At 69.0% G+C, this 11,844-nt stretch carries 15 protein-coding genes; 6 read left to right on the plus strand and 9 right to left on the minus strand.

Going from position 1 to position 11,844, the window contains the following annotated elements; genetic code table 11:
* Nucleotides 1–66 precede the first annotated feature (66 nt).
* Entirely contained in the window at nucleotides 67–1,806 is a 1,740-nt protein-coding gene (lysS, locus tag PXH83_RS17015; protein ID WP_274561270.1) for a lysine--tRNA ligase, read from the plus strand.
* 70 nt (nucleotides 1,807–1,876) lie between these two features.
* Here lysS and PXH83_RS17020 read toward each other — a convergent pair whose 3' ends face one another.
* The 3 genes from PXH83_RS17020 to PXH83_RS17030 all read right to left on the minus strand — a co-directional run bounded on the left by PXH83_RS17020 (nucleotide 1,877) and on the right by PXH83_RS17030 (nucleotide 4,874).
* A complete protein-coding gene (locus tag PXH83_RS17020) occupies nucleotides 1,877–3,121 on the minus strand; it encodes a DUF2637 domain-containing protein (RefSeq protein WP_274561271.1) in 1,245 nt (414 codons plus the stop codon).
* A 159-nt stretch (nucleotides 3,122–3,280) separates the two neighbouring features.
* Nucleotides 3,281–3,985, minus strand: coding sequence for a DUF3558 family protein (locus PXH83_RS17025; RefSeq protein ID WP_274562861.1), 705 nt, complete (start codon nucleotides 3,983–3,985; stop codon nucleotides 3,281–3,283).
* Nucleotides 3,986–4,019: 34 nt separating this feature from the next.
* Nucleotides 4,020–4,874, minus strand: coding sequence for a DUF3558 domain-containing protein (locus tag PXH83_RS17030; protein WP_274561272.1), 855 nt, complete (start codon nucleotides 4,872–4,874; stop codon nucleotides 4,020–4,022).
* Between the two features lie 161 nt (nucleotides 4,875–5,035).
* Here PXH83_RS17030 and PXH83_RS17035 point away from each other — a divergent pair, with 161 nt between their 5' ends.
* Nucleotides 5,036–6,229 (plus strand): RtcB family protein, encoded by a 1,194-nt coding sequence (locus PXH83_RS17035; protein ID WP_274561273.1) that lies wholly within the window; start codon nucleotides 5,036–5,038, stop codon nucleotides 6,227–6,229.
* Between the two features lie 145 nt (nucleotides 6,230–6,374).
* Here PXH83_RS17035 and PXH83_RS17040 read toward each other — a convergent pair whose 3' ends face one another.
* The gene (locus PXH83_RS17040; protein WP_274561274.1) at nucleotides 6,375–6,713 is read right to left on the minus strand and encodes a hypothetical protein; all 339 of its coding nucleotides are present in this window, start codon (nucleotides 6,711–6,713) and stop codon (nucleotides 6,375–6,377) included.
* 246 nt (nucleotides 6,714–6,959) lie between these two features.
* On the opposite strand from PXH83_RS17040, the gene PXH83_RS17045 reads away from it, so the two are divergent.
* The gene (locus tag PXH83_RS17045; protein ID WP_274561275.1) at nucleotides 6,960–7,241 is read left to right on the plus strand and encodes a hypothetical protein; all 282 of its coding nucleotides are present in this window, start codon (nucleotides 6,960–6,962) and stop codon (nucleotides 7,239–7,241) included.
* Nucleotides 7,242–7,376: 135 nt separating this feature from the next.
* Here the strand turns inward: PXH83_RS17045 and PXH83_RS17050 are convergent, their stop codons facing one another.
* Both PXH83_RS17050 and PXH83_RS17055 read right to left on the minus strand, forming a co-directional pair.
* Nucleotides 7,377–8,135, minus strand: a complete 759-nt coding sequence (locus PXH83_RS17050; RefSeq protein WP_274561276.1) for an SDR family NAD(P)-dependent oxidoreductase — start codon at nucleotides 8,133–8,135, stop codon at nucleotides 7,377–7,379.
* Nucleotides 8,136–8,153: 18 nt separating this feature from the next.
* Nucleotides 8,154–8,507, minus strand: a complete 354-nt coding sequence (locus PXH83_RS17055) for a YnfA family protein (RefSeq protein ID WP_274561277.1) — start codon at nucleotides 8,505–8,507, stop codon at nucleotides 8,154–8,156.
* 107 nt (nucleotides 8,508–8,614) lie between these two features.
* Between PXH83_RS17055 and PXH83_RS17060 the strand changes: the two genes are divergently transcribed.
* Nucleotides 8,615–9,196 (plus strand): TetR/AcrR family transcriptional regulator, encoded by a 582-nt coding sequence (locus PXH83_RS17060; RefSeq protein WP_274561278.1) that lies wholly within the window; start codon nucleotides 8,615–8,617, stop codon nucleotides 9,194–9,196.
* Between the two features lie 21 nt (nucleotides 9,197–9,217).
* Here PXH83_RS17060 and PXH83_RS17065 read toward each other — a convergent pair whose 3' ends face one another.
* Nucleotides 9,218–9,961, minus strand: coding sequence for a Mut7-C RNAse domain-containing protein (locus PXH83_RS17065; protein WP_274561279.1), 744 nt, complete (start codon nucleotides 9,959–9,961; stop codon nucleotides 9,218–9,220).
* 131 nt (nucleotides 9,962–10,092) lie between these two features.
* On the opposite strand from PXH83_RS17065, the gene PXH83_RS17070 reads away from it, so the two are divergent.
* Nucleotides 10,093–10,320, plus strand: a complete 228-nt coding sequence (locus PXH83_RS17070) for a cold-shock protein (protein WP_274561280.1) — start codon at nucleotides 10,093–10,095, stop codon at nucleotides 10,318–10,320.
* Nucleotides 10,321–10,375: 55 nt separating this feature from the next.
* On the opposite strand, the gene PXH83_RS17075 is transcribed toward PXH83_RS17070, so the two are convergent.
* The gene (locus tag PXH83_RS17075; RefSeq protein WP_420803227.1) at nucleotides 10,376–10,747 is read right to left on the minus strand and encodes a GNAT family N-acetyltransferase; all 372 of its coding nucleotides are present in this window, start codon (nucleotides 10,745–10,747) and stop codon (nucleotides 10,376–10,378) included.
* Between the two features lie 37 nt (nucleotides 10,748–10,784).
* On the opposite strand from PXH83_RS17075, the gene PXH83_RS17080 reads away from it, so the two are divergent.
* Entirely contained in the window at nucleotides 10,785–11,237 is a 453-nt protein-coding gene (locus tag PXH83_RS17080; protein ID WP_274561281.1) for a BlaI/MecI/CopY family transcriptional regulator, read from the plus strand.
* On the opposite strand, the gene PXH83_RS17085 is transcribed toward PXH83_RS17080, so the two are convergent.
* Nucleotides 11,182–11,838, minus strand: a complete 657-nt coding sequence (locus PXH83_RS17085) for a hypothetical protein (RefSeq protein ID WP_274562863.1) — start codon at nucleotides 11,836–11,838, stop codon at nucleotides 11,182–11,184. The two genes, PXH83_RS17080 and PXH83_RS17085, sit on opposite strands and share 56 nt — an antisense overlap.
* Nucleotides 11,839–11,844 lie beyond the last annotated feature (6 nt).

Here is an 11,844-nt window from a genome sequence, read left to right on the forward strand (position 1 = left end):
ACGTGCTCGTTTCGTCTGGGAGAATGGCTGTTGCCAGCTTTCGGGAATGAAGCAAGAAAGAAGGACGTGCCGACCGTGGCTCAGAGCAGCACCGAGACCGACTGGGTCTCCCGTTTCGCGGACGAGGTCATCGCCGAGTCGGAGCGACGTGCGCCTGGGAAACCGGTCGTCGTCGCGTCCGGTCTTTCCCCGTCGGGCCCCATTCACCTGGGCAATCTCCGCGAGGTCATGACCCCGCACCTCGTCGCGGACGAGGTCAGGCGACGTGGGTACGAGGTCAGGCACCTGATTTCGTGGGACGACTACGACCGGTACCGGAAGGTGCCGGCGGGTGTGCCGGGGATCGACGAGTCGTGGGCCGAGCACATCGGCAAGCCGCTGACGTCGGTGCCCGCACCGGCCGGGTCGGCGTACCCGAACTGGGCCGAGCACTTCAAGGCGGCCATGACGGCGGCGCTCGACGAGCTGGGTGTCGAGTACGACGGGATCAGCCAGACCGAGCAGTACACGAGCGGGGTCTACCGCGAGCAGATCCTGCACGCGATGAAGCACCGTGGCGACATCGACGCCGTGCTCGACCGGTACCGGACGAAGGTCAAGCCCGGCGCCGGCAAGAAGCAGGGGCAGAAGCCGGTCGACGAGGCCGAGCTGGAAGCCGCTGAGGGGTCCGGTGCGGCGGACGAGGACGACGGCAGTGGTGGCGGGGCGGGGTACTTCCCGTACAAGCCGTACTGCAGTGTGTGTGGCAAGGACCTCACTACGGTGACGGCGTACGACGACGAGAGCACTGCTCTGTCGTATGTGTGTGTCTGTGGGCATTCCGAGACCGTGCTGCTGAGCGAGTTCAACGGCGGCAAGCTGGTCTGGAAGGTCGACTGGCCGATGCGCTGGGCGTACGAGGGCGTGATCTTCGAGCCGAGCGGTGTCGACCACTCGTCGCCGGGGTCGTCGTTCGTGGTGGGCGGACAGATCGTGCGCGAGGTCTTCGGCGGTGTGCAGCCGATCGGGCCGATGTATGCGTTCGTGGGGATCAGTGGGATGGCGAAGATGTCTTCGTCGAAGGGCGGTGTGCCTACGCCTGCCGATGCGCTGAAGATCATGGAGGCGCCGCTGCTGCGCTGGCTGTACGCGCGGCGCCGGCCCAACCAGTCCTTCAAGATCGCCTTCGACCAGGAGATCCAGCGGCTGTACGACGAGTGGGACTCACTGGAGAAGAAGGTCGCCGAGGGCACGGTGCTGCCGGCGGACGCTGCGGCGTACTCGCGTGCGGTCAGGACCGCCGCCGGTGAGCTGCCGCGCACGCCGCGGCCGCTGCCGTACCGGACGCTGGCCTCGGTGGCGGACATCACCGCCGGGCACGCGGACCAGGCGCTGCGCATCCTGAGCGAGCTGGACCCGGCGAACCCGGTCTCGTCGCTGGACGAGGTGCGGCCGCGGCTCGACCGTGCGGAGAACTGGATCACCACGCAGGTTCCGGCGGAGCAGCGCACGGTTGTGCGCAGCGAGCCGGACGTCGGGACGCTTGGCTCGCTGGACGAGGCGGGGCGGGAGTCGCTGCGGCTGCTCGTCGAAGGGCTCGACTCGCACTGGTCGCTGGACGGGCTTACGACGCTGGTCTACGGCGTGCCGAAGGTGATGGCGGGACTGGCGCCGGACGCGAAGCCGACGCCGGAGCTGAAGGTTGCGCAGCGGTCGTTCTTTGCGCTGCTGTATCAGCTGCTGGTCGGGCGCGACACCGGGCCACGGCTGCCTACGCTGCTGCTTGCGGTGGGGGCGGAGCGGGTGCGGAAGCTTTTGGGGGCGTAGCTCTTGCGGTGAGGGCCGTCATTCCCGGGTTGCCGGGGTGACGGCCCTTTCGCGTGGTGGGATGCGGGGCTCAGGCAATGTGTTCAGCGTCGAGTTGCTGCTGGTAGCGGACCTGGAAACGCTTGGCGTAGTCGGACAGTTCGTTGAGGGGCGGGGGCTCGGTGCCCAGGTCCTGGATGTACGAGCCGAACGCGCCGGGGGAGGGAACCGTGCCGTAGTCGCCGACGTACCTGCGGAACGCGTCGTAGTACCGCTCCTCGGGCTCGTACTCCTCCTCGTACTGCTCCTCGTACTGTTCCTCCACGGACGCGGCAGGGTTCCGCTCGTGGCGCGGGCCCGGGATGCCGCCCAGCGGACGCGTCCGGCCGGGGCCCGCAGGGACCATCACCGGTGCGGGGTCGGCCTCCGCGTACGGCGGGTCGTACTGCTCCTGCTGCACCTGCGGCGCCGCGAACCAGGGGCTCTCGTGCGCGCCGGGGCCCTCCTGCGGCGGCTCTTCCTGGAGCTCCTGCTCGTGTTGTTCGACGGCCTCCAGCGGTGCTTCCAGCTCCGGCTGCGGGTGCGGCTGGGGCGTCAGTGCCGGTGGGTCCTGTGCCGGCGGTTGCGGAGCGGGCGGCAGTAGTGCCGGTTCTATGCCCGCCGCCGCCAGCCCCGCCGGGGCCGTTTCCGCGAGCGGCACGCCGAAGCGCGCGAGGCGTAGTGGCATCAGCGACTCGACAGGGGCCTTGCGGCGCCAGCCCCGGCCGTACCGGGCCTGTAGCCGCGCCTGATAGATCAGGCGGTCCTGCTCAAGCTTGATGACCTGCTCGTACGAGCGGAGTTCCCACAGCTTCATGCGCCGCCACAGCTTGAACGTCGGCACCGGCGACAGGAGCCAGCGCGTCAGGCGTACGCCCTCCATGTGCCTGTCCGCCGTGATGTCGGCAATCCGGCCGACCGCGTGCCGCGCCGCCTCGACCGAGACCACGAAGAGGATCGGGATGACGGCGTGCATGCCCACGCCCAGCGGGTCCGGCCACGACGCCGCGCCGTTGAAGGCGATCGTCGCGGCCGTCAGCAGCCACGCCGTCTGGCGCAGCAGCGGGAACGGGATCCGCATCCAGGTCAGCAGCAGGTCCAGCGCCAGCAGGACGCAGATGCCCGCGTCGATGCCGATGGGGAAGACGAGCGAGAAGTCGCCGAAGCCCTTCTCCTCCGCGAGTTCGCGGACCGCGGCGTACGAGCCCGCGAAACCGATGGCGGCGATGATCACCGCTCCGGTGACGACAACACCGATCAATATGCGGTGCGTGCGTGTCAACTGCATCGCGGCCACCCGCGATCCCCTCCCGTACGTGGAACCTGGCGGGGGTCAGCCTGGCACATGTGTGCGGGCCGCGTTGCGCGGGTACGGGCGGAGCCCGGCCTTCAAGGGGAAGACCGGGCTCCGGTACGGGCCGGAAATCAGCCGCTACGTACTACTTCCTTCCACGCCCTACTTATTGGCGGCGGCGACCGAGGCCACGACCTCCTTGGCCGCCTTCTGAGCGTCCTTCAGCAGGTCGGCGCCGTCGGGGGACTTGGCGCTCTGGTAGCCGGCGCCGTTGTAGACGAGAGTGGCGACCACGTTCTCGGTACGAGTCACAATCGTGGCGTACTTGAAGTCTGCGTTCGTCTTCCGCAGGTCGTACGTGACGGTCGTCGCCTCGTCGCCGATGCCTGCGGCGGGCGCGTTCTTGACCTTCTTCGCGCCGTCGGTCCCGGTCGTGGCCTCGACCTGCCTCGCGTAGTACTCACCGGCGAGCTTGTCGCCGGAGCCGCGGGTCTGGTCGGAGTCGTACCGCATGAAGGACACGGACAGCCAGCGGTACTGGGACCCCTTCACACCCTTGTTGTCCAGGCCGTTCCAGGAACAGCCGCCGCGCGTGGAGATGTCGTTCGACTTGTCGGCCGTGCCGGACTTGTCCTTCGCCTCCGGCACGAGCGAGTCGACCGTCTTCTGCTTGATCGACTTGCACGGCTGGGGCAGCTTGGAGTAAGCGGCGGGCTTGACGGTCGGCGATGCCGAGGCCGAGGCACTGGCGGACGGGGACGCGTCCTTCTTGCCGTCGGAGTCCGAGGAGCAGCCGGCGGCGACGAGCATCACCGGGACGGCTGCGCAGGCCAGAACGCGAGAGAGTCGCGGGGCTGATCGGTGCATGGTTCCTTCGCTCATGGGGACTGTTCGCTATTCGCTAATCGCTGAACTGCTCGGCGAGGTTGCGGGCCACGGCCTGCGTCTTCTCCTGCAGTTCCTTGCTGTCGGGGACATCGGTGGTGAGCGCGGGGTGTGCGCTGTACTGGACGGTCACGATCACGTTCGAGGTACGGAAGACCACGCTGACGGTACGGCTCTGCGCGGTCGAACCGGAACGGACCAGGACATCATTCAGGAAGGCGGAGTCGCCCAGGCCGGCGAGGGTGCGGGGTTCGAGGCCCTCGGGGGTGGCGGGAGAGCTGCTCGGGGACCCTGATTCGCCCTCTTCGGTCTTCGCGTCGCCGTTTTCGTTGCCCTTCGCGTCGTCCTTTTTGGCCGGCTTGGACGCGGAGGTCGAGGGGGAGGTGCTGGTGCTGGGTGACGAGCCTTCCTCGCCCTCCTCGCTCACTGTGGGGGAGGGAAGGTCGGCCGCCGCCTCCTGCCTCGCGTACACCTCCTTGGCGCGGTCGTCGTCGCTGACGGCGGTGTCGTACGACACGACGCGCTCGAAGTCGACCAGGAGGTGGTGCGTTGCGTCCGGTGAGTCCGCCTTCCAGCGGCATGCGACCCGCCGGTCCGTGTCGTACGTCACGGCGGCCGTACCGGCGTACACCTTCTCGCGCTGCTCCTCGGGCAGCGTCGCGGCGCCGGGGAGCAGGTCGCGCAGCGTGCCCCGGTCGACGGCGCCGCAGGGCTCGCGGAGCGTGCGGTACTTGCCGGGGGCTGCGGCGGCCGTGCTGGTTTCGCCCGCCTTGGAGTCGGCGGTGGAGCCGTCGGTACCGGAGCCGCCGGTGCAGCCGGCGGCGAGCGCCGCGAGGAGCGCGACGCCGGGTACGTACACCTTTCGCTGCACGGTTCCAGGCTCCCTTCGATAGGAAATCGGTTGCCGCTCGATGGCGGCCGGTGGACACAATGTGTATCGCACGCACTGGCAAGAACGCCGGTCCGCTGTCTCTTTCGCGGTCCTTGGTGCCAGATTTGCGGTTCATCGGATTTCGGGGGAATTGAGCAGTTATGTCGTATGTAGAGGTGCCTGGCGCGAAGGTTCCGATCCGGATGTGGGCGGACCCGGCGACGGTCGAGAGCGGCGCGATGGACCAGCTCCGGAACGTGGCCACCCTGCCCTGGATCAAGGGCCTCGCGGTCATGCCGGACGTCCACTACGGCAAGGGCGCGACGGTCGGCTCCGTGATCGCCATGCACGGGGCGGTCTGCCCGGCGGCTGTCGGTGTCGACATCGGCTGCGGCATGTCGGCGGTGAAGACGTCGCTGACGGCGAACGACCTCCCCGGTGATCTTTCGAGGCTGCGGTCGAAGATCGAGCAGGCGATTCCGGTGGGGCGGGGGATGCACGACGACCCGGTCGATCCGGGACGGCTGCACGGCTTCCCGACGGCGGGGTGGGACGACTTCTGGGCACGGTTCGACGGAATCGCGGACGCGGTCAAGTTCCGTCAGGAGCGGGCCGTGAAGCAGATGGGGACGCTCGGATCAGGAAACCACTTCGTCGAGTTCTGTCTCGACGAGTCGGGTTCCGTCTGGCTGATGCTGCACTCCGGCTCCAGGAACATCGGCAAGGAGCTCGCCGACTTCCACATCGGCGAGGCCCAGAAGCTGCCGCACAACCAGGGTCTGATCGACCGTGACCTGGCGGTCTTCATAGCCGACACCCCGCAGATGGCGGCGTACCGGAGCGACCTCTTCTGGGCGCAGGAGTACGCGAAGTACAACCGCTCGATCATGATGGGGCTCTTCCAGGACGTCGTCCGGCGGGAGTTCAGGAAGGCCAAGGTGACCTTCGACTCCGTCATCTCCTGCCACCACAACTACGTGGCGGAGGAGCGGTACGACGGCATGGACCTGCTGGTGACGCGCAAGGGCGCGATCCGGGCGGGCTCCGGCGACTTCGGGATCATTCCGGGGTCCATGGGGACGGGTTCGTACATCGTGAAGGGCCTGGGGAACGAGAAGTCGTTCAACTCGGCCTCGCACGGGGCGGGTCGCAAGATGAGCCGCGGTGCGGCGAAGCGGCGCTTCTCGACGCGGGACCTGGAGGAGCAGACGCGGGGTGTGGAGTGCCGTAAGGACTCGGGCGTCGTGGACGAGATCCCGGGGGCGTACAAGTCGATCGAGAGGGTCATCGACCAGCAGCGGGACCTGGTGGAGGTCGTCGCCAAGCTGAAGCAGGTCATCTGTGTGAAGGGCTGAGAGTCAAGGGCTGAGGCTCTGCTCTTCGTGTGCTGCTCTCCGTGTGATCGTGGCACGCAAACGGCCACCCCTCCACGCGCCCGAGACGGGTGGAGGGGTGGCCGATACCTCTGCGGGCAGGAACTGCCGCGGGTCGGACGAGGTCTCAGCTGACCAGTCCGCCGGTCTTGGCCTGCGTGACCTTGCCGGTGTTGCAGGCCGCGTACTGGTTGCCGATGGTGGCGTGGATGACGCCGCCCATCCAGGGAGCCGCGCAGTTCAGGTCGGCGTATACGAGGGGCGCGCCGTTCTGGTTGATCAGGGCGATCTGCTTGTCGACCTCGACGTCCCCGAACTCACGGCCGAAGTCCTTCGTCTTGCCGTTGCTCTTGCCGTTGCTGTTGCCGTTGCCGTTGCTGCCCCCGTATCCGTCGGCTGCGACGGCAGGGCTGACGGCGCCGAGGATGGCGCCTGCGGCGGCGATGCCAATGAGGAGCTTGCGCATGTGGTGTTCTCTTTCGGTCAGGAGTCGGCCTTGTCGGAAAGAAACCAGGCGTGCCGACGGGTCGCCAGCCTCAACGCGGTGCGCCACCAAACCGTTACTGTCTGTCACTCGGACGGCCCTGTCCTGCGCTTTTCGTCTAGAGCCATCCGAGGGAGATCGCGCCACCGGGCCTGGACAGGCTCGTTGTTGGGGGCAGAGCCGGCTCGAAACCCCGAGGCCTGGCGCTCAATCCAAGGAGAACTCTTCATGCGCAAGCTCCTTATCACCCTCGCCGCCGCCGGCGCCGTGGTCGGCGCCGGTGCCGCCCCGGCCATGGCGGCCAGCGACTTCGGCCGTGAGTTCGGCAACGTCGAAGCGGGGACGCAGTACGCCCTGATCAACCAGAACGGCGCTCCCCTCGTGTACGCCGACCTGAACTGCGCTGCCCCGTGGATGGGCGGCGTCATCCACGGGACCATCGGCAACAACTACGCGGCCTGCAACACCGATGACGTGAAGCAGCTCAAGACCGGCGGTCTGATCAGCTGAAACGCGTCTCATTGATGTGCTCAGCCGTTAGCGGACACGTCCATGCGGCTGACGGTCACTGATCAGATCCAGGACCACATGAAAGTGCGGCGGTGATCATCCACCGCCGCACTTTCGGCTGTTCGGGCTGTTGGGTCAGGTCAGTTCTCGGTGGACCTTTGTGTTGGAGGCCTGGGCGCGTGGGCGGACCACCAGAAGGTCGACGTTGACGTGCGGCGGGCGGGTGACGGCCCAAGCGATGGTCTCCGCCACGTCGTCGGCGGTGAGCGGCTCGGCCACGCCCGCGTAGACCTTCGCGGCCTTCTCGGTGTCGCCGCGGAAGCGCGTCGTCGCGAATTCCTCGGTCTTGACCATGCCGGGGGCGATCTCGATCACGCGGACCGGGGTGCCGACGATCTCCAGGCGGAGCGTCTCGGCGAGGACGTGGGCGCCGTGCTTGGCGGCCACGTAGCCGCCGCCGTTCTCGTACGTGGAGAGGCCCGCCGTGGAGGAGAGGACGACGACCGTGCCGTCGCCGCTCGCGGTGAGGGCTGGGAGCAGGGCCTGGGTGAGGTTGAGGGTGCCGATGACGTTCGTCTCGTACATCTGGCGCCAGTCGGCGGGGTCGCTGGTGGCGACGGGGTCCGCGCCGAGCGCTCCGCCCGCGTTGTTGACGAGTACCGCGAGGGTGCGGAATGCGGTGGCGAATTCGTCGACCGCCGCGCGGTCGGTGACGTCCAGGGCGTACGCCGTCGCCTGATGGCCTGCCGCGGTGAGCTCCGCCTCCAGAGCCTCGATGCGGTCCTTGCGGCGGGCGGTGAGGACGACGCGGTAGCCGGCGGCGGCCAGTTGGCGGGCCGTGGCCGCGCCGATGCCGCTGCTCGCTCCGGTGATGACGGCGATAGGCGTAGACATGGGGCCAGGCTAGCTGGCTCAGCGGGCGCGTGGTGCGTACATGATCAGGGCCATCCCGGCCAGGCAGACCAGGGCTCCGGCGACGTCCCAGCGGTCGGGCCGGTACCCGTCGGCGACCATGCCCCAGGCGATGGAGCCCGCTACGAAGACTCCGCCGTACGCGGCGAGGATGCGGCCGAATTCGCCCTCGGGCTGGAGCGTGGCCACGAATCCGTACGCGCCGAGGGCGGCGACTCCGGCGCCGATCCAGACCCAGCCGCGGCCGTCGTTTCGTGCGTCACCGCCGCGTACGCCTTGCCAGACGAGCCAGGCGCCGCCGATTTCGAGGAGGGCGGCGAGGAGGAAGAGGGCGGCGGAGCGTGCGATGAGCATCCGTTCAGCGTGTCATGGGGTGGTGGGGCGACTGCTGAGCGTTTCTTCCGGCGTTTACTTCTTTCGGGGGGTGGCGCGTCAACGAGTGTTGGCCTACATTTGTTGGCATGACCGATGCTCCCAGCCCGCCCCGCCGCTCCGACGCCACCAAGGCGGCGATCCTCGACGCCGCCCGAGAGCGGTTCGCCGCCGACGGGTACGAGCGTGCCACCATTCGCGCCATCGCGCGCGACGCGGAGATCGACCCCTCGATGGTGATGCGTTACTACGGCAACAAGGAGGGGCTGTTCGCCGCGGCGTCCGAATTCGACCTGCGGATGCCGGACTTGGCGGAGCTGGGCGCGCTGCCGGGCAAGCACGTAGGTGCCGCTCTCGTCAGCCACTTCCTCGACCGCTGGGAAGCGGACGAGGTGCTGACCGCACTGCTGCGTGTCGGGGTCACCAATGCGGCGGGGGCCGAGCGCATGCAGGCGATATTCCGGGAGCAGCTCGGGCCCGTCGCGGCCGGTGTGTGTCCCGATCCCGCCGAGGCGCCGACGCGCGCCGCCCTGGTCGCCTCGCAGATTCTGGGCATGGCGATGGCGCGGTATGTGCTGCGGCTGCCGCCCGCCGTGGAGATGTCGCGGGAAGAGGTGATCTCCTGGCTGGCGCCGACGGTGCAGCGCTATCTGACGGCGGAGCGGCCTTAGGTCGTGTTGCCCTGGCGGGACTCAGCGTGCCTGTGAGGCCGCGTTGCCGAAGGCGCTCACCGCGTCTTCGACGATCTTCTCCAGGTGCGCGTGATGTGCGCCCCGCCAGTACACCCGGTCGCAGGCCGTGCACTGCGCGAAGACGTCGTACGAGCGCTGGGTACCGCCTTCGAGGAAGGCGCTGACGGCTTCCTTGGTCGCGTCCTTGAGGTCGCCGTTGCAGGCGGTGCAGCGCGTCCAGGGGGCCAGTGGGGGTGTGAACCGGCCCAGCACGTCGGCGAGTTGGTCGTCGGGCCGGTCGCTGTAGATGTACGCGCCGGCCCAGAGCTCGCGGCGCCGCAGCAGCCCCCGGTCCCGTGACAGGAGTACGCGCCGGTCGCGTGCGGAGTACGCGGCCAGGGCAGCGTCGCCGACGTCCTCGCTGAAGTACGCCGCGTCGACGCCCAGCAGCCGCAACCGCCGGGCGAGCGTGCCGAGGTGTACGTCGAGGAGGAAGCGCAGCGGGGCGCCCGGCACCTTTTGCGGTCGCTCCTTCGGGCGTACGTCCACGCTCTCGCCGGCCGCCGGGATGTGCGAGAACGGGACCTCGCGGCCGTCGACCACCAGCCGGCCCACCTCGGTGAGCGGGATGCCGAGGGACTCGACGGCGTGGCCGAGCGTCGAGGCCCCGTCGGTGGTCAGCGGCGTACGCCCACCGCGCCGCTCCGCTGCGACGAAGAGGTGCAGTTCGGGGGCGACGCTGAGGTGGATCTCCGGTCCGTTCACGCCGCCAGCATGCCACTGCGGCACCTGCCCCAGCCAGGTCTTTCCGGCGGAGCGGCGGACGAAGGCGGTTGTGTGCCGCTGGTCCGGAAAGGCGCTTGTGCCGACGAGTGGATCTCCGCTCTGATGGCGCCATGGCTACTGGAATCGTGAAGTTCTACAAGGAGGAGAAGGGCTGGGGAGCGATCTCCTCCCCGTCCCTTCCCGACGGCCTCGACGCCTGGGTCCACTTCAGCGCGATAGAGGCCGACGGCTTCCGGGAGCTGAGCGAGGGCGACCGGGTCGAATTCGACTACGAGGAGGCGGAGCAGGACAACTTCCGCTATGTCGCCACGAGGGTGCGCAGGCTCGGGGCCCGCTGACCGGGTTGGCGGCTGACTCGCTGACTCGCTGACCGGCCGGCCGGGAGTTGCGCGGTTACGCGGTCAGGTCGAGTCGCCAGTCGTTGCACCGCATGATGTTGCCTGGCGGAAACTCGAAGTCGCACGGTCCGGCCAGTTCGAAGCCCGCCTTCCCGCACAGCGAGTTCGACGCGGCATTGCCGACCGACGGGAACGCGTGCAGGAACCGGTGCCTGCCCTCCGCCCTCGCCAGCTCGATCGCCGCGGCGGTCGCGCCCGCGGCGATGCCCCGGCCCTGGAACTCGGGCAGCACGCTCCAGCCCGTCTCGTACACCGCCTCGCCGTGCCAGGTCTGATCCCAGAAGCCGATCGTCCCGTTCGGATTCATGGGCGCAATGTAGGCCCCGGGCCGGGCCGCCGGTACGATGCCCCGTCGCCCGAGCGACATGGGCGGCAGTACGGGCAGTACGGGAAGGGGCCGGCGTATGAGCGCGGACAAGGAGACCCCGGGCCGTGAGCCCTGCGAGCCCAGGGAGCCCCGTGCGCGCCGCCGGGCTCAGGGCGCGCTGGAGGCGCAGGTGCTGTCGGTCCTGGGCACGGCGCGGGAACCGGCCACCGCCGCCTGGGTGCAGGCACGCCTCGACGGGGACCTGGCGTACACCACGGTCATCACGATCCTGACCCGCCTCTACGAGAAGGGCGCCGTCACCCGCAGCAGCGCCGGGCGCCCCATCGTGTGGCAGCCGGTGGCGGACAGTGCCGGGCTCACCGCGCTGCGGATGCGACGGCTACTGGACCAGCGGGACGACCGCGACGCGGTGCTGTCCAGCTTCGTGTCCGCGCTGTCGTCGCAGGACGAGGCGCTGCTCAGGTCGCTGCTGCTCAGGGCCACACCAGGCAGTACGGCTGATGCCCCGCCTCGTGCAGTCGGTGGCTGAAGTCCTGCCACTCGTGGAGCAGCTGGTAGACGTTGTACGCGTCCCGCGGCCCTCCGCGGTCCGGGACCGTCGACCAGATGAAGGCCGCGGCGCCCACCGACTCCTCGCCGATGCCGCGCAGCGGATCGACGACCGTCATGGGGAGTTTCACGACGGCGTAGTCGGGGTGGAGTACGACCAGCTCCAGCGGCGGGACCTTGTGGAGAGGTATGCCTTCGATGCCGGTGAGGACCATCGCGGCCACCGTCTCCGGCTTGATTTTGGTGAACATGCCGCCCATGCCGAGCTCGTCACCGCCCAGCTCCTCCGGGCGCATCGAGATGGGCACCTGGGCAGCGGTGGCTCCGTTCGGGGCGCCGAAGTATTTGTAGGTCACCCCCACTCGGCCACTCCTGTTTCCCGTGTCCGACTTCGCCACGTTCGCCACGCGTTCACTCTCGCGCTCGCGTTCGCTCTCGCGTTCCCGCTCACGCCGGTGCCGGCCGCGCTGGGTCCGCTCGGGACCCAGGTCGCGCTGGGTCCGCTCGGAACCCAGGTCGTGCTGGGCCCGCTCGGGACCCAGGTCGTCGGTCCCCTCGCCCAGTCCGCCACCGCGATGCATATCCCC

Origin of the sequence: Streptomyces spiramyceticus, from assembly GCF_028807635.1 — a bacterium.
GTDB lineage: Bacteria > Actinomycetota > Actinomycetes > Streptomycetales > Streptomycetaceae > Streptomyces > Streptomyces spiramyceticus.